At 47.7% G+C, this 21,786-nt stretch carries 20 protein-coding genes; 3 read left to right on the plus strand and 17 right to left on the minus strand.

Translation table 11 applies throughout. The features are described from left to right. Window positions 1-92 precede the first annotated feature (92 nt). Window positions 93-2,456 (minus strand): phosphoenolpyruvate synthase, encoded by a 2,364-nt coding sequence (ppsA, locus tag Q1V74_RS02085; protein WP_300646847.1) that lies wholly within the window; start codon window positions 2,454-2,456, stop codon window positions 93-95. Window positions 2,457-2,606: 150 nt separating this feature from the next. Here ppsA and Q1V74_RS02090 point away from each other — a divergent pair, with 150 nt between their 5' ends. Continuing rightward, window positions 2,607-3,440, plus strand: coding sequence for a pyruvate, water dikinase regulatory protein (locus tag Q1V74_RS02090; RefSeq protein WP_260648713.1), 834 nt, complete (start codon window positions 2,607-2,609; stop codon window positions 3,438-3,440). Here the strand turns inward: Q1V74_RS02090 and Q1V74_RS02095 are convergent. The 16 genes from Q1V74_RS02095 to rpsB all read right to left on the minus strand — a co-directional run bounded on the left by Q1V74_RS02095 (window position 3,437) and on the right by rpsB (window position 18,652). Then, a complete protein-coding gene (locus Q1V74_RS02095; RefSeq protein ID WP_300646848.1) occupies window positions 3,437-4,219 on the minus strand; it encodes an RNA methyltransferase in 783 nt (260 codons plus the stop codon). The genes Q1V74_RS02090 and Q1V74_RS02095 overlap by 4 nt on opposite strands. Next, window positions 4,216-4,818, minus strand: coding sequence for a ribonuclease HII (gene rnhB, locus Q1V74_RS02100; RefSeq protein ID WP_300646849.1), 603 nt, complete (start codon window positions 4,816-4,818; stop codon window positions 4,216-4,218). Before rnhB ends, Q1V74_RS02095 begins: the two co-directional genes overlap by 4 nt. Next, window positions 4,808-5,986 carry a lipid-A-disaccharide synthase gene (gene lpxB / locus Q1V74_RS02105; RefSeq protein ID WP_300646850.1) on the minus strand — a complete coding sequence of 393 codons (1,179 nt, stop codon included), beginning with the start codon at window positions 5,984-5,986 and terminating at the stop codon, window positions 4,808-4,810. Before lpxB ends, rnhB begins: the two co-directional genes overlap by 11 nt. Then, window positions 5,983-6,771 carry an acyl-ACP--UDP-N-acetylglucosamine O-acyltransferase gene (gene lpxA, locus Q1V74_RS02110; protein WP_300646851.1) on the minus strand — a complete coding sequence of 263 codons (789 nt, stop codon included), beginning with the start codon at window positions 6,769-6,771 and terminating at the stop codon, window positions 5,983-5,985. The genes lpxB and lpxA overlap by 4 nt, the downstream gene beginning before the upstream one ends. Before the next feature lies 1 nt (window position 6,772). Then, entirely contained in the window at window positions 6,773-7,225 is a 453-nt protein-coding gene (gene fabZ, locus Q1V74_RS02115) for a 3-hydroxyacyl-ACP dehydratase FabZ (protein WP_300646863.1), read from the minus strand. A gap of 19 nt (window positions 7,226-7,244) precedes the next feature. After that, window positions 7,245-8,330 carry a UDP-3-O-(3-hydroxymyristoyl)glucosamine N-acyltransferase gene (lpxD, locus tag Q1V74_RS02120; protein WP_300646852.1) on the minus strand — a complete coding sequence of 362 codons (1,086 nt, stop codon included), beginning with the start codon at window positions 8,328-8,330 and terminating at the stop codon, window positions 7,245-7,247. A gap of 2 nt (window positions 8,331-8,332) precedes the next feature. After that, a complete protein-coding gene (locus tag Q1V74_RS02125) occupies window positions 8,333-8,884 on the minus strand; it encodes an OmpH family outer membrane protein (protein ID WP_260648707.1) in 552 nt (183 codons plus the stop codon). A gap of 44 nt (window positions 8,885-8,928) precedes the next feature. Further along, the gene (gene bamA, locus Q1V74_RS02130; protein ID WP_260648706.1) at window positions 8,929-11,268 is read right to left on the minus strand and encodes an outer membrane protein assembly factor BamA; all 2,340 of its coding nucleotides are present in this window, start codon (window positions 11,266-11,268) and stop codon (window positions 8,929-8,931) included. Between the two features lie 50 nt (window positions 11,269-11,318). Beyond that, complete coding sequence (gene rseP / locus Q1V74_RS02135) at window positions 11,319-12,650, minus strand: RIP metalloprotease RseP (RefSeq protein WP_300646853.1); 1,332 nt, start codon at window positions 12,648-12,650, stop codon at window positions 11,319-11,321. Window position 12,651: 1 nt separating this feature from the next. Next, window positions 12,652-13,857, minus strand: a complete 1,206-nt coding sequence (gene ispC / locus Q1V74_RS02140) for a 1-deoxy-D-xylulose-5-phosphate reductoisomerase (protein WP_300646854.1) — start codon at window positions 13,855-13,857, stop codon at window positions 12,652-12,654. Between the two features lie 5 nt (window positions 13,858-13,862). Beyond that, entirely contained in the window at window positions 13,863-14,741 is an 879-nt protein-coding gene (locus Q1V74_RS02145) for a phosphatidate cytidylyltransferase (protein ID WP_260648703.1), read from the minus strand. Window positions 14,742-14,759: 18 nt separating this feature from the next. After that, window positions 14,760-15,506 carry a polyprenyl diphosphate synthase gene (gene uppS / locus Q1V74_RS02150; RefSeq protein ID WP_260648702.1) on the minus strand — a complete coding sequence of 249 codons (747 nt, stop codon included), beginning with the start codon at window positions 15,504-15,506 and terminating at the stop codon, window positions 14,760-14,762. Between the two features lie 18 nt (window positions 15,507-15,524). Further along, entirely contained in the window at window positions 15,525-16,085 is a 561-nt protein-coding gene (gene frr / locus Q1V74_RS02155; RefSeq protein WP_260648701.1) for a ribosome recycling factor, read from the minus strand. A 13-nt stretch (window positions 16,086-16,098) separates the two neighbouring features. Then, entirely contained in the window at window positions 16,099-16,815 is a 717-nt protein-coding gene (gene pyrH, locus Q1V74_RS02160; protein WP_260648700.1) for a UMP kinase, read from the minus strand. 100 nt (window positions 16,816-16,915) lie between these two features. After that, window positions 16,916-17,788 (minus strand): translation elongation factor Ts, encoded by an 873-nt coding sequence (gene tsf / locus Q1V74_RS02165; protein ID WP_300646855.1) that lies wholly within the window; start codon window positions 17,786-17,788, stop codon window positions 16,916-16,918. A 105-nt stretch (window positions 17,789-17,893) separates the two neighbouring features. Beyond that, window positions 17,894-18,652, minus strand: coding sequence for a 30S ribosomal protein S2 (rpsB, locus tag Q1V74_RS02170; RefSeq protein WP_260648698.1), 759 nt, complete (start codon window positions 18,650-18,652; stop codon window positions 17,894-17,896). A 337-nt stretch (window positions 18,653-18,989) separates the two neighbouring features. On the opposite strand from rpsB, the gene map reads away from it, so the two are divergent. Next, window positions 18,990-19,802 carry a type I methionyl aminopeptidase gene (gene map, locus Q1V74_RS02175; protein WP_300646856.1) on the plus strand — a complete coding sequence of 271 codons (813 nt, stop codon included), beginning with the start codon at window positions 18,990-18,992 and terminating at the stop codon, window positions 19,800-19,802. Further along, window positions 19,802-21,786: [protein-PII] uridylyltransferase (glnD, locus tag Q1V74_RS02180; protein ID WP_300646858.1), on the plus strand; the 1,985-nt coding region annotated here is incomplete at its 3' end. The genes map and glnD, both read left to right, overlap by 1 nt.

Below are 21,786 nucleotides of genomic sequence, written 5' to 3' on the forward strand. Positions count from 1 at the left end.
ATGCGGCATTGAAAAGTTCTTGCCTAGCAGCAAAAGTAAATAGCCACCTCGCACGAGGTGGCTATTACCTACAGAATAAGCGCTTTAGCTTTTTATTTTGCTAAACGCTGCCAAGTATCTACAACCGTATCTGGGTTCAAGGAAATAGATATAATTCCCTCGTCACGTAACCACTCGGCTAGATCAGGGTGATCACTTGGGCCTTGACCACAAATCCCCACGTATTTACCCGCTTTACGACATGCTTGAATGGCACGGCTTAGCATGAATTTTACCGCCGCATCACGCTCGTCAAAATCATCGGCTAATAGCTCCATACCGGAATCTCGGTCTAAGCCCAAAGTCAACTGCGTCATATCGTTAGAACCGATGGAGAAACCATCAAAATACTGTAGGAACTCGTCGGCTAAGATAGCATTAGAGGGAACTTCGCACATCATGATTAGGCGCAATCCATTTTTACCGCGCTCTAAACCGTTTTCTGCTAATAAGTTCACCACTTTTTCTGCTTGCGTTAAGGTACGCACAAAAGGCACCATAATTTCTACGTTAGTGAGCCCCATCTCATCGCGTACTTTTTTCAACGCCTCACATTCCATACGGAAACACTCTTGGAAGTCCTCAGAAATGTAACGTGCGGCACCACGGAACCCTAGCATCGGGTTCTCTTCCTCGGGCTCGTAGCGTGATCCACCCACCAATTTGCGGTATTCATTCGACTTAAAGTCTGACATACGCACAATGACGGTTTTTGGATAGAATGCCGCTGCTAGTGTTGCCACCCCTTCGGCCAGTTTTTCCACAAAAAACGCACGCGGGCTCGCGTAGCCACGAGCGGCGGACTCTACGGCTTTTTTCAGATCAGCATCCACATTGGGGTAATCTAATACCGCTTTGGGGTGAATCGCAATGTTGTTGTTAATGATGAACTCTAAACGCGCTAAGCCAACACCATCATTTGGGATTTGTGCAAAATCAAACGCGAGTTGTGGGTTACCCACGTTCATCATGACCTTCATGCCAATCTCGGGCATTTCCCCCCAGCTAACCTCTTCGATTTCGGTTTCGAGTAGGCCATCATAAATACGACCTTCGTCCCCTTCGGCACATGACACAGTAACCTCTTGGCCCTCTTTGAGCACATCGGTTGCATCGCCACAGCCTACCACCGCAGGGATACCTAGTTCACGTGCAATAATTGCGGCGTGACATGTGCGCCCACCACGATTTGTCACAATCGCAGACGCCAGTTTCATCACGGGCTCCCAGTTTGGATCGGTCATATCCGTGACAAGTACATCACCGGCTTGAACATGATGCATTTCGCTAGCATCACCCACTAAGCGGACTTTACCTGAACCGATTTTTTGCCCAATCGCACGCCCTGTTACTAGGACTTCGCCGGTGGCTTTGAGCTTATAACGCTCTTGAACATCACTGTTGCCTAATTGGGATTTAACGGTTTCCGGACGCGCTTGCAGGATATAAATCTTGCCATCAATACCATCACGACCCCACTCGATATCCATAGGGCGCTCATAGTGTTTTTCAATAATCATGGCATAGCGCGCTAGCTCAATGACCTCATCATCAGTCAATGAGTAACGGTTACGCTCAGAGACTGGAACTTCGACAGTACGTACGGCTTCGCCGCTTTCACGCTTTTCGTCAAATTCCATGCGTAGGAGTTTGGAGCCAATACGACGGCTAATAATGGCATCATGCCCAGCAGCCAATGAAGGCTTAAAGACATAAAATTCGTCTGGGTTAACAGCGCCCTGTACAACCGTTTCGCCCAAACCATAAGCTGAGGTGATAAAGACTACGTCTTTAAAGCCAGACTCGGTATCAATGGTAAACATGACCCCAGAGCTGCCTTTATCCGAGCGCACCATGCGCTGAACCCCAGCAGAGATAGCCACGTCTTCGTGCGCAAAACCTTTGTGAACACGATAGGAAATCGCACGGTCGTTGTATAAAGAAGCAAACACAAGGTGGATTTTTTCTAAGACATCGTCAATACCCACCACGTTAAGGTAACTTTCCTGTTGCCCGGCAAAAGACGCATCGGGTAAGTCTTCAGCTGTTGCCGAAGAACGCACTGCAAAAGAACCTTTGCCATCCGCATCAAGCTTGGCAAATGCCTCACGGATTTGTTGCTCAAGCTCAGCAGGGAAAGGGGTTTCGATGATCCACTGGCGGATTTGTGAGCCGGCCTCGGCTAAAGCACGCACATCATCGGGGTCCAGTGTTGCTAAGCGGTCTTCAATACGCTTATCGAGATTGTCGGCACGTAAAAACTGACGGAATGCTTCTGCCGTGGTGGCAAAACCACCTGGTACCCGCACTCCAGCAGAAGAAAGCTGGCTAATCATCTCGCCCAAAGAGGCGTTTTTACCACCCACAATTTCGACGTCTGTCATGCGCAGCGTCTCGAAAGGCAATACATAAGACATAAAAGTCACCTTAAAAGAATAAAAAGCAAGTTTGTGTAATACATTAAGGCTTATGATTAAAATGTATTAGGCAAACCTGCCTTGATTAGCAACGCGATGGTTGGTACTCTTTGCGATTGTACCGTTTATCGCCTTTGTGTGTACTTTAATATGACTAATTCCCCTATAGAGCGTACTGTTTTTGTGGTTTCTGATAGTACAGGCATTACTGCCGAAACCTTCAGCCACTCGGTTTTATCACAGTTTCAGCAATTTGAGTTCCAAGCCGTACGGGTTCCTTTTATTGATACCATCGAAAAAGCCCAAGACGTCACCGCCCGCATCAACCGTTGTTTTGAAGAAACAGGGGTTAAACCACTGGTATTTAGCACACTGGTTGACCCAAAAATGGCACGTGTTGTAGGTTCGGCAAATTGTATTTTCATGGATTTGTTTGGTAGCTTTGTGCGCCACATCGAGCGAGCTTTAGGTGTAAAAGCGGATCGCTCCGTTGGACGCTCACACAGCAATGTCATGTCTAAACAATACAGCAACCGTATCGAGGCCATTAATTTCAGTTTGGCTCATGATGATGGCCAGCTCGTCAATGGCCTCGAACAAGCTGATGTGATTTTAGTAGGGGTTTCGCGCTGTGGCAAGACACCTACTAGCCTCTATTTAGCCATGCAATACGGGGTCAAAGCGGCAAACTACCCGCTGATCCCAGATGACTTTGAACGCGGCGCTTTACCGGCCTCTCTAGTGCCCTATAGAAAAAAACTTTTTGGTTTATCTATTCACCCTGAGCGTTTAGCCGAAGTACGACACGAGCGCCGCCCAAACAGTACCTATGCTTCATTAAAACAATGTATTAACGAGGTTGCCGAAGCGGAACGCTTAATGCGCTTAGAAAATATCCCATGGCTCTCTACCACTACACGCTCTATTGAAGAAATCTCCACCAAAATCTTAGATGAGGTCGGACTCAACAAACGTATTTATTAATTAACCCCGTGCTGACGGCGGTGCTCAAATAAACACACCGCTGCAGCCACGGCCACATTCAATGACTCCACAGCAGTACTTTGGGGAATATACACCGCTTGAGAGGCCGCCTGCAGCAACGCCGGTGCTACCCCCTGCCCTTCATTACCAAAGGCCCATGCCACGCTTGGTGGTAATTTCATGGTGTATAAAGATTGTGCTTGTTCTAGGGCCGTGACATAAAGAGGAACACACAAGCGTTCCAAAAAATCATCAATGCTCACATTCTCATAGAGCTGTAACGCAAAATGCGCTCCTTGAGCGCTACGTAACACTTTTTGTGACCAGACCGCCGCGCACCCCGGCGATAAGTACACGGCATCAATCCCAGCTGCAGCAACCGTACGTAATAATGTGCCTACATTGCCTGGATCTTGAACCCGATCTAGATAGACACAGCTATGATGTATCGTCTGCCCTAAAACGTGTTCAGGCATGGCCGCCACAGCTCCAACCCCTTGCCCATGCTCTACTTGAGATAATTGACGCATTAAAGCCGAAGGGAGCTGTATTATCTGCTGTGCTGGCACTCGTTTAATCAACTGCTGTAGCTCTTGATCCAGCTCCAAGCGCTCTGCATCCACCCACAACTGTGCAACCTCATAGCCTCTATCAAGCCACGCCTGACAAAGATGAATGCCTTCTAGCCATACCCAAGTCTCTCGTCCTACTTTACGACCTTGGGCAATACGCAACGCTTTTTTATATAAGGGATTATCTTTAGATTGGATCTGTTTCATGAGGCTTGCCAATTTTTAATGGGCGCAAAACTACGACGATGTTCTGGGCATGGTCCATATTGAGCTAAGCGCTCAAGATGCAGCTTCGTGCCATAGCCTTTGTGCTGATCAAATCCATATTGTGGGTACTGCTCATGCATCACCATACAAGCCTGATCACGAGCAGTTTTCGCCAAAATAGAAGCCGCAGAAATAGCAGGCACCAGCGCATCTCCTTTGATTACGGCACGCGCTGGCGCTGGTAGCTCTTCTGGCACTCGATTACCATCAATCAACACCCAATCAGGGCGCATAGGCAACTGTTGACAAGCCCTCTGCATAGCTAAAAGCGTTGCTTGCAATATATTTAACTGATCAATTTCCTCAGTGTTAGCACTGGCTATACACCATGCTAAGGCTTGTGCTTTAATTTGCTCCGCCAGTGTTTCACGACGCTTAGCACTCAGTTTTTTTGAATCAGTCAGTGCAATAATAGGCTGCGCGGGATCAAGAATCACCGCTGCTGCAAAAACGGGCCCTGCTAATGGACCGCGCCCTGCTTCATCTACCCCCGCTATCGCTGTATATTGGGTTAATAAACGTTGTAAATCATCTTCCATGGGCTAACTCTACAATTTTTTCTGCAGCAAGACGCGGTGTATCTAAACATAAGCTCTGGTGTATCTGCACAAAGCGCTCAGCCACCTGATCCGCCCATGCTTGATCAAAAAGCGCTTTTTCTGTTGCTTTCATCAATTTTTCTGGCGTGGCCTCGTCTTGTAATAATTCAGGTACCACAAAATCCTGCGCCAAAATATTAGGCAAGCCCACCCATGGAGTAAGAGGTCGACTTAATCCAGATTGCCATGCCATCAATCGTCGCATCCAGGGTGATAACACATAAGAAATCACCATAGGACGCTTAAATAGCATTGCCTCCAGTGTTGCGGTCCCACTAGCCACTAACAAAGCATCAGCCGCCTCCATTGCCTCCCACGCTACAGGCTGTGTACGCACCTGATGTGTAGCCGTAGACAATAGGTGTAAGTGAGATACTGGATATTGCGACAACAAGGCGCGAAACTCTTTTTCGCGTTGCGCATTCACCATAGGTACAACTATCTGCAAATCAGGATGAGCCTGTTGTAGGCGTTGCACAGTTTGCAAGAAGCGTGGTGCAAGCAATGCAATTTCACTACGACGACTTCCTGGTAATAACGCCAGTACCTTGGCATTTTCTGCCAAACCCAAACGCTGTCGTGCCGCAGCTTTATTCGGCACCAATGGAATATTTTGCGCTAATGGATGCCCCACACAGGTAACAGGAATACCCTCTTTTTCGTAAATAGGCACTTCGAAGGGAAATAATACCAACATGTGGGAAACTGCTTGGCGGATTTTATGGATTCGCTCATAACGCCATGCCCAAATAGAAGGCCCGACAAACTGTACTGTAGGGATGCCGCGCTTATGCAATTTGGCTTCTAAACGTAAGTTAAAATCTGGTGCATCAATACCTACAAATACATCAGGCGGTTGCGCCTGCCAACGCCCAGCACTTCCATAGTAAGTGCGTAAAATTTTCGGTAGTGCACGAAACACATCGGTATAGCCAAATACGCTTAATGTATCCATGCTATACCAGGTTTCCAAGCCTTCTGCCTGCATGTAAGGGCCGCCTATGCCAGAAAAATGCGCTTGAGGTTCAAGCGCATGGATTCCCTGCATAATACGACCCGCTAACAAGTCTCCCGACGGCTCACCAGCAACCATGCCGATTTGTATCATGGGCGTACAATACCCCGATTAGACTGTGCTAAGAATGTTGTAAAGAGCTGCACCGCTGCTCGTTGCTCCTGATCTTGTCCCAGTTGATGTATCTGCTCAAGGGCTTGCTCTACTGTTAACTGCCGTCGATACAATAAGCGATAAGCATCTTTAATGCATTTAATACTGGCTGGCGTAAAGCCACGTCGTTTTAAACCCTCGGCATTAATCCCACTTGGTCGAAATGGGTCCCCCGTGCCAATCACATAAGGTGGGATATCTTGGCGCACAGAGCTGGTACCACCTACCATCGCATGTGCTCCGATACGCACAAACTGATGTACCGCAGACAAGCCCCCTAAAATCGCCCAATCCCCAATATGAATATGCCCAGCGAGCTGTACACTGTTAGCGATGATCGTATGATTGCCAACCTGACAATCATGTGCAATATGCACATACGCCATGATCCAGTTATCATCACCCACACGAGTAACCCCTACGTCCTGCACAGTACCGGTATTAATCGTTACATACTCACGAATGGTATTGCCATCACCAATTTCTAGGCGCGTAGGCTCTCCTGCATACTTTTTATCTTGTGGTATGCCGCCAATAGAACAAAAGCGATAAAAATGGTTATTTTCGCCTATAGTTGTATGACCATCGATGACACAATGTGGACCTATTATCGTACCTGCACCAATGGTGACATGCTCACCAATAATACTGTACGCGCCGATTTCCACATCATCCGCAATCACAGCGCCTTTAGCCACAATGGCGGTAGGATGAATGCGACCCATCTTATTTATCCAATACACGAATAGCGCACATCAACTTAGCCTCGGCCACTACTTGATCATCCACCAAGGCTTTAGCTGTATATTTGCACATAACACGACTAATGCGATCTGCTACTACCTCGAGACGCAACTGATCACCCGGTACGACAGGTTTACGGAAGCGCGCCCCGTCGACACCTACTAAGTAATACGCCACCTTTTGGCTTGCCGGATCAATATCGGCATCATCCTCAAAAGAAAACAAGGCGGCGGCTTGTGCCATGGCTTCGATAATCAGTACCCCTGGCATTACAGGGTGGTGGGGAAAATGCCCCGTAAAAAAAGGCTCATTGATTGAGACATTTTTGATGGCAACAATACTTTTGCCGGGAACCATTTCAACGACCCGATCCACTAACAGCATCGGATAACGATGCGGTAAGCGTTCCATGATCTGTTGTATATCAAGTTCCATCATATCTTGTTCCTACTTGTTATTGTGATGTGCTGTTTCGCTCCAATGAGCGCACACGTTTACGTAATTGAGAAAGCTGAGAAATCACAGCGGCATTATGCTGCCAATCTTTGTGCGAAGCATAGGGGTATACGCCACTGTAGCGCCCAGCGGTTTTTATCGAAGAGGTAATCGCTGTTCCACCCGAGATCTGCACATGATCCGTAATAGTTAAGTGCCCAGAAATCATCGCTGCACCGCCAATAATACAATGCGCACCGATATGGGTAGAGCCCGCAATCCCTACACAAGCCGCAATGGCTGTATGCTCTCCAATATGGACATTATGCCCAACCATAATTTGGTTATCGAGTTTAACGCCATCTGCAATCACCGTATTATCCAACGCACCCCGATCAACGGTCGTGTTCGCGCCGATTTCGACATCATTGCCAATTTCTACGGTTCCAACTTGAGCAATTTTCGCCCAGCCGCCTTGTGGATGGGGAGCAAACCCAAAGCCATCAGCTCCTATCACACACCCACTATGCAATAGGCATCGCTCGCCAATTTGCACTTGATGATACAACGTAACCCGTGGCTGTAAGCGTGTGTTTTTACCGATCTGCGTCCCGGCCCCAACCACACAACCTGCACCGATACGGACGTTTTCAGCGAGCACCACATCAGCCTCGATCACGGCATGTGGGCCGATGTGCACATTCGCAGCAATCTGTGCACTCGGGTGAATGACGGCAGTGGCATGAATACCGTGCTCTAAAGCCTGCAATCGATGTTGGTCAAACCACTGTGCCAACAAAGCATACATTAAATAGGGCTGCTCAAATAACACCACCGCAAAAGCTGGTGGTGTACTTAACTGCGCATACACTTGCTCTGACAGAATTACCGCGGCCGCTTGACAATGTGTCAATTGATCAAAAAGCTGAGGATTCGATAAAAAGCTGATTTCTACCGAAGACGCGTGCTGCAGCGAACCAATACCCTGTATTTTAAGTGCCGCACTCGCTGGGTCAGCGAGTGTGGCAGCTAAGCCTTGTTGCGCCACAAACTCCACCAGTTGTCCCAAGGTGGGCGCTTGATCGGCTGTTAATAGCACCGGCATGTTTAACCACCCAAGGCTTTAAGTACCTCATCAGTGATATCTACGCGTGGGCTAACGGTGACAGCATCTTGAATAATAATGTCATAGCCCTGCGTTTCTGCGATTTTTTGGATGGCCGCGTCTGCTTTTTCTACAATTGCAGAAAACTCTTCGTTACGGCGACGGTTAAAGTCCTCTTGGAACTCTCGTCGTTTACGCTGCAAATCAGAATCTAAGTCCGCCAATTGGCGTTGACGTTTGATGCGCTCTGCTTCAGAAAGAGCTGGCGCATCTTTATCAAATTTTTGTGCGTCATTACGAAGCTTATTAGCCATATTTTGGAGTTCATCATCACGACGCTTAAACTCGGATTCGATTTTGGCTTGAGCAGCTTTAGCAGGCTGAGAGTCACGCAAAATGCGTTCTGTGCTAACAAAGCCAATTTTAGTTTGTGCTTGGGCAATAGGCGTTGCGGCAACGGAAAGGCCGAGCGCGGCAGCCATCATTAGCGCGCGTTGATTACGGCCTAACTGACGAGCGATTTGTGTAAGTTGTAATGCGAATTTAGATTTCATGAAAATCCACCTTGCTAAAGTTGCTGCTAAAAGAATATATATTATTAAAACCCTGTCCCAATTTGGAATTGGAAAGCTTGCTTTTCATCACCCGGCTTCGTGTTCAGCGCACGGCCGTAAGAAAGCTCCAAGGGCCCCATGGGCGACTGCCAAGAGAAGCCTATACCTGCTGCGTATTTCCAGCCGCAAGCATCGGTAGCGGGATCATTCGGACGCCCTTTTGCACATCCACCACTGGTATTGTCGACTCGACCCACATCGCCAAAGATGAACCAACGTAAAGTTCGGTCACGCGTTGCTCCAGGGAAAGGCAGATACAACTGAACATTACCAACAACGCGACGCGACCCCCCTAGATAGTCACCCGTTAGGGTATCACGTGGCCCCAAGGAGGCTCCCTCGAAGCCACGCACTGAGCCAATACCCCCTGCGTAAACGGTTTTAATCACAGGGAAACTACGGCCGCCATAAGACTTACCCCAATCTACCAATCCATTTAGCGCTAAAGTATAGTCTGTGCCAAGTGGCAGATAGTACTGCTGCTGAGCACTAAGCATATAATAGCGTAAGTCTAAGGTTGAAAAGTCACCTGATAACCGTGTGTAGCCACCCCTTGTGGGAGCAATCGCACTATCGCGAGTATCCTTATCCCAACCTACGTTAAAGATAAAAGCATTCGTGCTTTTACCGAATTCTCGCACAAACTCCTGATAGGCTAATGGCGTGTATCGCGGATCCAAACGATCGAGACGGTTGTGCTCGTAACTTGCACCCATGTAAATCCGATCGTTTTCCGAAATCGGAATACCAAAATTTAACCCTGCCCCGATAGCTGTGACCTCATAATCGCCATCCGAATAATCATTATCGTAAGGGGTAGTGCGACGGTAATACAAAGACGTGGTTTTACTAATTCCGTCTTTAGTCCAATATGGATCCGTGTGCGCTAAAATCGCTGCCCGGTTGGATTTACTGGTATTCACCTGTAATGACAAGCTATTACCACTACCAAAAATATTATCCTGACTAATGCCACCGGTCAGCATGAGCTTATCCGTCGAGCCGTATCCAACCCCAAGGTTAATCATACCTGTGGGCTTTTCCTTGACCTCGACATGTACATCGACCTGATCCGCGGTGCCGGGCACCGCAGCAGTAGAAACATCCACCTCTGTAAAGTAACCTAAGCGGTCGATACGATCACGCGAAGTAGCAATGTCTTGAGCGTCATACCAAGCGGCCTCATGTTGACGCATTTCACGGCGAATTACCTGATCGCGCGTGCGTACGTTACCGCCGATCTCAATCCGACGCACATATACCCGACGCCCAGGATCCACATAAAAAGTAAGATCAGCTGTTTTATTTTCCCGATCCAAAACAGGATTAGGGTTAATGTTTGCAAAAGCATAGCCCAAACCACCCAAATAGCTAGAAATGGCTTCTACTGTTTGATTGGTTTTTTCGGCTGAGAATGTTTCCCCCGCTTTAACTGTGACCAAAGGTTGGATTTGCGCATCTAAACCGAGTAAGTCACCTGCTAATTTCACATCACTGAGACGATAACGATCCCCCTCGTGAATCGTAAGTGTAATAAAAATATCTTTACGATCAGGTGAAATCGAGACCTGTGGAGGTTCAATCTGGATCTCTAAAAACCCTCGATCCAAGTAGTAAGAGCGTAAACGTTCAATGTCCCCTTCTAGCTTTTCTCGCGAGTATTTGTTGCTACCGGTATACCACGTCATCATGCCAGAAGTGGTCAACTGCATTTGTTTTAACAGCTCACTGGTCTTTAGCTGCTGGTTGCCCACCAAATTAATTTCTTTAATTTTGGCAAGATCCCCCTCGAAGACATCAAAACTAATCCCTACGCGGTTACGTGGCAAAGGCGTAATAATCGGGGTGACCTCTACGCCATATTTACCTTTGGCAAGATACTGTTGTTTAAGCTCAAACTCGGCGCGCTCAAGCATAGAGCGATCAAATACGCGCCCCTCTGAAAAGCCAACCTGCGCCAAGGCCTGAGTGATATTTTTATCATTAAACTCGCGCATCCCGTTAAAGCTGATCGAAGCAATAGTGGGACGCTCTTGAACCGTAATCACTAAAACGTTATTTTCCACATCGATTTTGACATCATTGAAAAAACCGCTGGAATATAAACGCTGAATGGATTCACTGGCTTTGCTTTCATCAAAGCTTTCGCCTACTTTTACTGGCAAAAATCCAAATACGGCACCGGGATCAATACGCTGAATGCCATTAACCTGAATATCCTGAATCACAAAGGGGGTGAATGCATTAGCTAGTGGCGCAAGCAATGCCGCCATCGCAGCAGATACCGCACGCAAAGCAAATTGTTTTTTTCGGCTAGATGACATCCTTGATTGTCCTTGCGTAGTCAAAGAGGTTGATATTATAAGACATGTGACTAATTTAATAACCGATTAAAATCATTAAAAAAAGCCAACATGGTCAATGCAGCAAGCAGTGCTATGCCTATTCGTTGCCCAACAAGCTTTATTTCATCCGATACCGGACGTCCTGTTACGGCCTCGATGGCATAATACAGCAAATGCCCACCATCTAACATAGGTATAGGTAAAAGATTTAATAATCCTATACTTATACTGATGAGTGCAAGAAAATGTATATAGGCGCTTAACCCTATACGTGCGCTTTGTCCGGCATAATCCGCAATGGAAACAGGTCCACTGATGTTTTTCACTGATACATCACCAGTCACCATGCGAGCCAGCATTTTCAATGAAAGCCAAAAGGTATCCACCGTGCGAGTTAGACCTTGCTGTATGCTTTGAATAGGACCATAACGTACCGTTACCATTTCAATATTGGCCCCCAGCATAATCCCTACTCGACCAGTTTTAATACCTTTGTCATCCAAATGCGCCTCAACCTGCACAGGTATTGTCAGCGGCTGTTCTTCGCGCAATACCGTTAGTTGAATGGTTTGATCAGGCCGAGCCTGAATCGCCTCTACAAACTGCTTGGCACTCTGAATAGATTTGGCATCAATGGCCACCAATATATCATTTTCCATCAGCCCTGCGCGAGCTGCTGCCGAACCCGCTATCACCTGACGCACGCTTGGTTGTGGGGTTGCCAACATTAAACCGGCTAATGCTAAAGGGTCCTGCTCTGGTTCTAACAAGGAAGGGGGTAAGTATAATGATCGTGTGACTTGAGCCCCACCAGCGCGCTCTAGGGTCAAATCAATGTTTGCCCCCGTATGCATTTTGTCTAGAAGCTGCCAGCGTAATTGCGACCAAGAGGCCACTGGCTTCTGGTCTAAAGCCAGCACTCGATCGCCTGCCTCGATACCCGCTTGTGCTGCAGCGGTTTGCAACGGCGGTTGAGCTAATAGCGCGGCGGGCTCCTGTGTACCAACCCAACCTACCAACGCATACAACAGTACAGCCAATAATAAGTTGGCTACTGGGCCAGCAACAGTAATAGCAGCCCGCTGCCCTACGGTTTTACTTTCAAAAGCACTCTGTTTTATGGCTTCCGGCGCCTGTTCAGGGACTTGGCTACGCATCATCACGTATCCACCTAAAGGCAAAGCTGAGATAGCCCACTCACAACCGTGTTTATCTGTACGCTTAAAAAGCACCCGCCCAAAACCAATGGAAAAGCGCTCGATATGTACACCACAACGCTTAGCCACCCAATAATGACCCAGCTCATGAATGGTGACAAGCAAGCCAATCGCAACAGCAAAAGCCAGCAGTGTTATTAACATATTAGTGGACACTCATAAGAACTTGAGTCTGCTCATTGGCCAAGGCACGCGCATGTTGATCCAGCGCTAACACATCCGCAAGCTCCGCCAATACATAAGCCTTTTTTTCAATCCGATCTATAGTATGCGCTATCACCTGAGGTATATGGGTATAGCGGATTTTTTCTTGTAAAAAAGCATCAACCGCTACCTCGTTAGCCGCGTTTAGGGCCACACAGGCTGCCTGAGAAGTATTGAGCGCATCAAAAGCTAACTGCAAACAAGGAAAACGGGCAAAATCCGGCGCATAAAAATCTAAGCGCCCCAATTGCACTAAGTCCATAAGACCTACCCCGCTTTGGATACGCTGAGGATAGCCAAGACCATAAGCAATAGGAGTGCGCATATCAGGTTGTCCAAGCTGAGCTAAGATAGAGCCATCGGTATATTCCACCATCGAATGCACAACACTTTGTGGGTGGACAACCACCTGGATTTTATCTGCAGGCATAGCAAAGAGCCAGTGCGCCTCAATCACCTCTAAACCTTTGTTGAGCATCGTGGCTGAATCCACAGAAATTTTGCGCCCCATCGACCAATTAGGGTGATTACATGCCTGCTCTGGAGTCACGTGATGCAGTTGATCTGGAGCGGCTTCTCTAAAGGGTCCCCCCGAAGCGGTTAGCAACAAACGCCGTATGGTGCCATGTGGTTCTGTAGGTGCACTACACTGAGCCTCTGGAGGTAAGCATTGAAACATCGCATTGTGTTCGCTGTCTATGGGTAACACCTGCGCACCGGATTCGCGCACAGCCTGCATAAACAAGCCCCCTGCTGCCACTAAAGACTCTTTATTAGCCAATAATATCCGCTTTGCGGATTTAGCCGCAGCCAACGCAGGCTCTAAACAGGCGGCGCCAACAATAGCGGCCATCACGGTAGTGACTTCTGGCGCACTGGCTACGCTGTTTAATCCTTCGGTGCCTAAACGGATTTCTGGCAAGGGCAAAGAGCTATTCCAAGCGTCTTTAAACCTTTGTGCCGCCGCCGCATCTGGTACGACCACGACTTTAGCTTGACTTTGTTGGGCTTGGTGAGCCAACTCCACCATTTGGCTAAAAGCAGATAAGGCATACACTCGCATCGTTTCTGGATGACGCGCAATCACATCTAAGGTACTTTTTCCAATGGAGCCGGTCGAGCCCAACACACAGATAGACTGAATCATAAATGCTAAGAATTAACGGGGTTAGTTAGCAAAGCCTGCAGCCATGGCCCTGCCACAAAAGCAGCCAGCGGAGCCACGGGAATAAGCGCATCAATACGATCTAAAACACCACCGTGACCTGGTAAAAGTTGGCTGGAATCTTTGTAACCAGCACGTCGCTTGAGCAGCGACTCAAATAAATCCCCCACCACAGAAAATAACGCTAGAAGCACAGCAAAAACCATAGCACCAAACCAGGACCAATTAGCAACTAGCTCTGCACCAAAAGAACCGGACCAGGTACTACTAATCAGTACCCAAGCAACCACAGCCAGTACCCCCCCACCTAAGCCTGCCCACGTTTTCCCTGGACTAATGCGCGGAGCTAACTTGCGTTGACCAAACGCCTTACCACTAAAATAAGCAGCAATATCAGCCACCCAAACCACGGCCATCATGGATAATAAGTACCACGCACCACGATATAACCACATATCGACCAAAGCAGCCCAGGCCACCGCTATACTCATTACGCCAAATAAGGACAGCGCAAGGGGATTTTGCCGCTTTTGTGTTTGCGCCATGGCGAGCATAAAACCGACACCAATGACCCAATATGCCAAAACAATCGGGCTAATCAGCAAAAAAGGGTGCGAATGCATTAACCCTTGTTCTGCATCGATGATCCATTGGCGTGCATATCCCCATGTCATGAAGGCAAAAGCCACAGCAACAAGAGTGGGAACCAGTGGCTTATCGCTATAAGAAAGTCGTAACCACTCCCAAACAGCACAACTGGCCATGACACATAAAATAAGCACCAATGCCCATGGCGTTGGTGCCCATATAGCGCCTAATAACAGTGCAATCAAAATAGCAGCTGTAACAACGCGTTGTTTTAACATACAGAACCTAAATGTGAATTAAAGCTGAGCACTCGTCCGCCCAAAACGGCGTTCCCGTTTACTATACCAGTCAAAAGCTTCTTGTAGGTGTTTTAGCCCAAAGTCCGGCCAATAGACATCAGTAAAGTACAGCTCTGTATACGCTAGCTGCCAAATTAAGAAATTAGAAATACGTTGCTCTCCCCCCGTACGAATAAACAAATCGGGCTCTGGTGCAAAAGCCATCGATAAGTACGGGCTAAAAGCCGCCTCGTCGAGCTGAGAGGGATTCTGACAAAGTTGTGGCTGATTTTTAAGTAACTGCTGCGTGGCTTGTAAAATATCCCAGCGCCCACCGTAATTAGCTGCAACTGTTAAATGCAAAGCGTCGTTATGCGCCGTTTTTTGCTCAGCCTGATGGATTAATTCGCGCAAATTAGGGTCAAAACGACTTAAATCCCCGACCACCCGTAATCGCACCCCTTGCTGCTCAAGTTTATGCACCTCTTTTTCAAGGGCTTGCACAAACAATCGCATTAAAAGAGAAACCTCTTCTTCGGGGCGTCGCCAGTTTTCAGAACTAAAAGCAAACAATGTGAGGTATTTCACCCCTGCTTTACCACAGCCTTCTACTACACGGCGCACGGACTGAACCCCACGGACATGACCTGCCGTACGAGGTAGCATGCGACGGGTCGCCCATCGCCCATTACCATCCATAATAATGGCAAGGTGGCGCGGCACTGCGCTGTAGTCGGGTATGGTTTGAGTAGAGCTAAACAGCATCGCAACCACCTAACGGTATTAGACCGTCATCACTTCGTCTTCTTTTTCGGCAATTAACCGATCAATCTCAGCGACGAATTTATCTGTAAGACGTTGAATTTCTTCCTGAAAACGACGATCCTCGTCTTCGGATATTTCCTTATCTTTGAGTAAGCGCTTAGAAGAGTCGTTCGCATCCCGGCGTAAATTACGCACCGCTACCTTAGCGTCCTCGCCTTCAGCACGCACAATACGAGTCAAGTCGCGACGACGCTCCTCGGTCAAGGGGGGCATAGGCACACGAATGGTCTCACCCAACAGAATTGGGTTTAAACCCAAATCGGACTCACGAATGGCTTTATCTACAACCGGAGCCATTTGTTTTTCCCATACTTGTAAGCTTAGTGTACGCGCATCAGCAACGGTGATATTAGCCACTTGACTAACAGGAACCTCGGAGCCGTAGTATTCCACCGAAACATGATCAAGAATACCGGGCGTAGCACGACCAGTACGAATTTTGGCTAAATTGGTGACTAGGGCTTCGATCGATTTTTTCATACGATCTTCAGCGGATTTTTTAATCTCTGAAAGACTCATAACTATTCCTATATTAAACGTGCACTAAAGTGCCTTCGTCTTCACCACACACTGCACGACGTAGTGCGCCAGGCTTATTAATAGAAAAAACTTTAATGGGGAGCTTTTGATCACGACACAGCGCAAAAGCAGTGGCATCCATGACCTCGAGACGACGCACAATTGCTTCGTCAAAACTAATTCGCGCATAACGTGTTGCACCAGGGTCTTTATTTGGGTCTGCGCTATAAATACCATCTACCTTTGTCGCTTTTAAGACGATTTCCGCGCCAACTTCTGCCCCGCGCAATGCCGCTGCAGTATCTGTAGTAAAGAAAGGGTTCCCTGTACCCGCTGCAAACACAACAACCTTGCCTTCCTCGAGGTAGCGTAGGGCCTTAGGACGAATATAAGGTTCGACCACCTGCTCAATATTAAGAGCGGACTGAACGCGAGCATCTAAGCCAGCATTTTTTAGTGCATCCTGCAGGGCTAAAGCATTCATTACGGTTGCCATCATGCCCATATAGTCTGCAGTTGCACGATCCATACCTTGAGCACCAGGAGCAATCCCACGGAAGATATTACCCCCGCCAATGACAATAGCGACCTGAACACCTAGCTTTGCGACTTCGGATATTTCTTCAGTCATGCGCATGATCGTTGCGCGGTTAATTCCAAAGGCATCTTCGCCCATGAGCGCTTCGCCAGACAATTTAAGCAAAACGCGCTTGTATAAAGGGGTGTTCATGACAGAAATTCCGAGAGTTAGAACAGTGAAAGTATAAAACAGAGCGCAAGGTATTGCCTAGAGGCAATACACCTGCGCCTTGCTCAATCAAACTAAATACTTAGGCACCTGTTACGGCAGCAACCTCGGCAGCAAAGTCCTCGTTGCGACGCTCGATACCTTCGCCTACGACATATACGGTGTAAGCAGCAACAGTAGCGTTGTTTTCTTTGAGCATTTGCTCAACGCTTTGTTTATCATTTTTAACAAATGGCTGAGATAGCAACGTGACCTCTTTGAGGAATTTGTTTACAGCACCCTCTACCATTTTTTCTACGATATTAGCAGGCTTACCGGACTCGGCTGCTTTTTGTGCAGCAACGGAGCGCTCGGCTTCGATGTCCTCGGCTGGCACCTGTTCTGCTGATAATGCTTTAGGCTTCATCGCAGCCACGTGCATTGCCACGTCTTTACCGACCTCATCGTCACCAGAGTAATCAACAATTACACCGATTTTGCCGCCGTGTACGTATTGGGCGAGCTTATTTTCGGTTTCAAAACGCTGGAAACGACGTACAGTAATGTTTTCACCGATTTTACCAACCAGACCAGCACGCACGCTTTCCACTGTACCATCACGGAAAGGAAGCTCCGCTAAAGCGGCAACATCCGCTGGGTTTTTCTCGGCAACTAGCTGTGTTACTTCGTTAACAAAGTTGATGAAGTCTTCGTTTTTTGCCACAAAGTCGGTTTCGCAGTTTACCTCTACGACGGCGCCAGTTTTGGCATCGTCAGCAATGTAAACCGTGACCAGACCTTCGGCAGTGATACGAGAAGCGGCTTTGCTTGCTTTGCTACCTAGCTTAACGCGCAACAGTTCTTCTGCACGAGCCATATCACCTTCGGCTTCCACCAAGGCGTTTTTGCACTCCATCATAGGAGCGTCTGTTTTCTCGCGCAATTCTTTAACCATCGATGCTGTAATTTGAGCCACGATTTTCTCCAAATCTGTAAAACATGCCCCAGTAAACTGGGGCAAGTAAAAGTCTACGGTGCACGACTGCGATAAGCCGTGCCTGCCCCCTATGGGTAATAGGGATTACTCTTCGCTGGTTTGTTCAGCTGCTTCTACCTCGACGAACTCTTCTTCGCCGCGGATTTCCTCAACTAAACCGCTTAGAGCTTGGTTGCGACCTTGTAGAACGGCATCAGCCATACCACGAGCATAAAGAGCAATAGCTTTAGCCGAGTCATCGTTACCAGGGATCACTTTTTCGATACCCTCGGGCGAGTGGTTAGTATCCACCACTGCCACAACAGGGATACCAAGCGTTTTAGCTTCGGCCACTGCAATTTTATGATAGCCAACGTCGATGACAAATAAAGCATCGGGTAGTTTGGCCATGTCCTTGATACCACCAATGGACTTGTTGAGTTTTTCCATTTCGCGCTCAAACAACAGACCTTCTTTTTTGGTCATACGCTCTAGCGCGCCATCAGCAAGCTGAGCTTCCATGTCTTTAAGGCGTTTGATGGAAGTTTTAACGGTTTTAAAGTTGGTCATCATACCGCCCAACCAACGGCTGTCTACATAAGGCATGCCACAACGTTGTGCTTCAGCAGCGACAATTTCGCGAGCGGCACGCTTGGTACCTACAAATAAAATGGTACCGCCACGAGCAGCTAGATCGCTGAGGTATTTTTGGGCTTCAACAAACTGCACAACCGTTTTTTCCAAGTTAATGATATGGATACGGTTACGTTGGCCAAAAATGTATTGTTCCATTTTTGGGTTCCAGAAACGAGTTTGGTGGCCAAAGTGTACGCCAGCCTCTAGCATTTCACGCATTAAAGACATGAGAGTTCTCCAAGGGTTTGTTCTTGCATCTAATCCAACATCCGGTAAGGAAACAGTTAAACCGTATATCCAGACACCCTGAGACGATTAGATGCGCGATTTAAAAAAAGAATAAAAACGCAAAAAGACCGTCTTTGCTGAAAAAAGAAAGACACCAACGCAATCTAAGTATTAAACTAAATAGGAAGGCTACCGGTCTGTAGTGCAAATTAAGTGCGTTTACAGCACTTAGCTGATCAAACGGATCTGTCCGATCTCATCGTTTTGCCAAGACGCATGAATTGACTTACGATAGCCAATGATTATATTACTTTTTTCCCATTAAACTCAAGCTATTATGAGCCCAATTGTTACCGATCCAACAGATTTAGATAAAATGCGTGCTGCTTGCCAAGCGGCAGCCCAAACTCTTGACTATTTAACACCCTTTATTCAGCCTGGTATCACTACCGCAGAAATCGATCAACTGTGTAAAGATTATATTCGCGATGTGCTTCACGTCGAGTCGGCGACAGTAGGCTACGCGCCCCCTGGGCACCCCCCTTTTCCCGGTGCCGTTTGCACCTCTGTCAACCATGTCATTTGCCATGGTATTCCCAGTGATAAAAAACTTAAAAACGGCGATATCATTAACTTAGACGTCACTGTCATTAAGGATGGGTGGTTTGGCGATACCAGCCGTATGTATTTTGTAGGTGAGCCCTCCATTCTGGCTCGTCGTCTAACCGAAGTCACTTATGAGTGCATGTGGTTAGGGATCGAACAGGTAAAGCCGGGAGCCACCCTGGGTGATATTGGTCACGCTATTCAAAAGCATGCCGAAGACCATCATTACTCTGTGGTACGCGAATATTGCGGACATGGTATTGGTCAAGTTTTTCACCAAGATCCCCAAGTCCTACATTACGGTAAGCCTGGTACTGGGATGAAGCTTAAGCCCGGCATGATCTTTACGATTGAGCCCATGATTAATGCTGGCAAGCGGGATCTTAAACTACTACCGGATCAATGGACGGTGGTTACCCGTGACCGCAGTTTATCTGCACAATGGGAGCATACCATTTTAGTCACAGAAGACGGCTACGAGGTATTAACCGTTTCCCCAGAGATGCCCGAGCCGCCCGCTTTTGTAAAAGGTTTTAAACGCTAATGCAAGCTGCCTCGGATCTTACGCAACTAAAAAAGCGCTTACAACGGCAACGACACAAAGCCATTCAACGCTTCCGTTTGCGTCCTCGATCCGAGCATTTACTACGTCGACTCAGCACCTATACTGATCAATGCTTAACCCAGCTTACCGCTTTAAAGCCGCTACCAGCAGCTAGCGCTCTTATCGCCGTGGGTGGCTATGGTCGCCAAGAGCTTTATCCCTTTTCTGATGTCGATATTTTAATTTTACTTCATCACCCACCATCCCTAAACGAGCAACATGCTATTGAACAGTTTATAGCGGCGCTATGGGATATAGGCATTAAAGCGGCTTCCAGTGTGCGTACCATTGCCCAATGTCTAGAGGCCGCCGAGGCAGACATTGCTACCCAAACCGCACAATTAGAAGCCCGCTTTATCACTGGCCATCTCAAACTTTTTAAACAACTTCAAAAAAGCTTAGAGCAGCAACTTGAGGTTAAGACTTTCTTTCAAGCGAAGCTGGCAGAAATGCGTCAGCGTCATGCTCACTACCAAAATACGCCCTATGCGCTTGAACCCAACTGCAAAGAATCCCCAGGCGCTTTACGAGATTTACAAATTTTATTATGGCTAGCCAAAGCCATGGGGCTGGGAGACTCATGGCAACAAATCGCACAGGCTCAACTCTTGAGCCCAGCCGAACTACGTGCCATTACACGCGCTTCCGCTGCTTTTATGCGTTTACGTATCGAGCTGCATTTGCTTAGCCAGCGTGCCGAGGACCGATTACTGTTTGACTATCAGCCAGAGTTGGCACGTATCTATGGGTTTACGGGCAAAGATAAACAACAGGCAAGCGAAAAGCTCATGCAGCGCTATTACTGGGCTGCACGCACCGTGCATCAAATGAATACCATTTTGATGCAAAACCTTGAGGAGATTTTATTTTCCCCCCAACCGCCTGTACGCGAACCCATCGATGCTTTTTTTGAGGTCCGTAATCAACGCTTGCACCTGCGCCAGCCGGAGCAATTACAAAAACACCCCGATCTCATCCTACGTGCGTTTTTGCTTTTGCAGCAACGCGGTGATCTGCATCATTTTAGTGCCCAGACTTTGCGCGCTCTATGGCACGCGCGCCGTTTAATTAATGAGTCTTTTCGGCAGCAGCCTTTGCACCAACAGCTTTTTTTAGCCATTTTACAGCAACCACGAGGGGTGTTGCATGCTCTTCGGCTCATGAATATGCTTAACATTTTGCCCCGTTATATCCCGGAGTTTCGGCATATCGTGGGGCAAATGCAGCATGATCTTTTTCATGTCTACACCGTAGACCAACATACACTGATGGTGATCCGTAACTTGCGCCGTTTTACGCTCGCCGAATATGCGAATGACCATCCATTAGCCAGCCAGCTCATGGATGCTTTTGAACGGCCTTGGGTGCTTTATATCGCCGCGCTTTTCCATGATATTGCTAAAGGTCGAGGTGGTAATCACGCTGAGCTTGGCGCGCAAGATGCTTTGGCGTTTTGTCAGCGCCATCAGCTTAGCGCAGCCGATACGGAACTGATTGTTTTTTTAGTTTATGACCATTTAAGTATGTCTATGGTGGCACAGAAGCGGGATATCAGTGACCCAACGGTCATTGCTGATTTTGCGAAACATGTCAGCACCCCACGCCGCTTATCTGCCTTGTTCTTACTAACTGTAGCCGATATCAAAGGCACCAACCCTACCATATGGAACTCATGGAAAGCCAAACTACTGAGTGATCTCTACACCCTAACACTCCGTGTTTTACAAGGCGATCAGCCAAACGCCACAGAAATTTTAGCACAGCGTAAAGCTCAGGCCCTCACCCAACTATTGGCTCAAAACATTGATGCAAACGATATTGAAAACCTTTGGGATGTATTTGATATTAGTTATTTTTTACGTCATGAGTGTGATGAGATCGTTTGGCATGGGCTAGCATTACACAAAGCGTTGCTCCACCCCCA

It is taken from the genome of Paenalcaligenes sp. (assembly GCF_030152715.1).
Lineage (GTDB): Bacteria > Pseudomonadota > Gammaproteobacteria > Burkholderiales > Burkholderiaceae_B > Paenalcaligenes > Paenalcaligenes hermetiae.

Coding starts and splice junctions, on each gene's coding strand:
- ppsA (WP_300646847.1), bottom strand. CDS start 2,456: ATGTCTTATGTATTGCCTTTCGAGACGCTGCGCATGACAGACGTCGAA.
- Q1V74_RS02090 (WP_260648713.1), top strand. CDS start 2,607: ATGACTAATTCCCCTATAGAGCGTACTGTTTTTGTGGTTTCTGATAGT.
- Q1V74_RS02095 (WP_300646848.1), bottom strand. CDS start 4,219: ATGAAACAGATCCAATCTAAAGATAATCCCTTATATAAAAAAGCGTTG.
- rnhB (WP_300646849.1), bottom strand. CDS start 4,818: ATGGAAGATGATTTACAACGTTTATTAACCCAATATACAGCGATAGCG.
- lpxB (WP_300646850.1), bottom strand. CDS start 5,986: ATGATACAAATCGGCATGGTTGCTGGTGAGCCGTCGGGAGACTTGTTA.
- lpxA (WP_300646851.1), bottom strand. CDS start 6,771: ATGGGTCGCATTCATCCTACCGCCATTGTGGCTAAAGGCGCTGTGATT.
- fabZ (WP_300646863.1), bottom strand. CDS start 7,225: ATGGAACTTGATATACAACAGATCATGGAACGCTTACCGCATCGTTAT.
- lpxD (WP_300646852.1), bottom strand. CDS start 8,330: ATGCCGGTGCTATTAACAGCCGATCAAGCGCCCACCTTGGGACAACTG.
- Q1V74_RS02125 (WP_260648707.1), bottom strand. CDS start 8,884: ATGAAATCTAAATTCGCATTACAACTTACACAAATCGCTCGTCAGTTA.
- bamA (WP_260648706.1), bottom strand. CDS start 11,268: ATGTCATCTAGCCGAAAAAAACAATTTGCTTTGCGTGCGGTATCTGCT.
- rseP (WP_300646853.1), bottom strand. CDS start 12,650: ATGTTAATAACACTGCTGGCTTTTGCTGTTGCGATTGGCTTGCTTGTC.
- ispC (WP_300646854.1), bottom strand. CDS start 13,857: ATGATTCAGTCTATCTGTGTGTTGGGCTCGACCGGCTCCATTGGAAAA.
- Q1V74_RS02145 (WP_260648703.1), bottom strand. CDS start 14,741: ATGTTAAAACAACGCGTTGTTACAGCTGCTATTTTGATTGCACTGTTA.
- uppS (WP_260648702.1), bottom strand. CDS start 15,506: ATGCTGTTTAGCTCTACTCAAACCATACCCGACTACAGCGCAGTGCCG.
- frr (WP_260648701.1), bottom strand. CDS start 16,085: ATGAGTCTTTCAGAGATTAAAAAATCCGCTGAAGATCGTATGAAAAAA.
- pyrH (WP_260648700.1), bottom strand. CDS start 16,815: ATGAACACCCCTTTATACAAGCGCGTTTTGCTTAAATTGTCTGGCGAA.
- rpsB (WP_260648698.1), bottom strand. CDS start 18,652: ATGTCTTTAATGCGTGAAATGCTAGAGGCTGGCGTACACTTTGGCCAC.
- map (WP_300646856.1), top strand. CDS start 18,990: ATGAGCCCAATTGTTACCGATCCAACAGATTTAGATAAAATGCGTGCT.